At 45.5% G+C, this 264-nt stretch carries 1 pseudogene; it reads left to right on the top strand.

The window, feature by feature from the left end:
* Nucleotides 1–264, top strand: a pseudogene (tuf, locus tag ACNART_RS18020) (elongation factor Tu); the annotation flags it as partial.

The raw sequence follows: 264 nt of genomic DNA, 5'->3' as shown, positions 1-264 counted from the left end.
TGGTGATGACACTCCAGTAATCCGTGGTTCAGCGCTGAAAGCACTGGAAGGCGAAGCTGAGTGGGAAGCAAAAATTGTTGAATTAGCAGAAGCACTGGATTCATACATCCCAGAACCAGAGCGTGCAATTGACAAACCATTCCTGTTACCAATCGAAGACGTATTCTCAATCTCAGGTCGTGGTACAGTAGTAACAGGCCGTGTTGAGCGTGGTGTTATCAAAGTTGGTGAAGAAGTTGAAATCGTTGGTATCAAACCAACAAC

Source organism: Proteus sp. LHD240705 (genome assembly GCF_047921555.1).
Taxonomy (GTDB): Bacteria; Pseudomonadota; Gammaproteobacteria; order Enterobacterales; family Enterobacteriaceae; genus Proteus.
The sequence above is the reverse complement of the archived record's forward strand: the minus strand, read 5'-3'. Positions and strand labels throughout refer to the sequence as shown.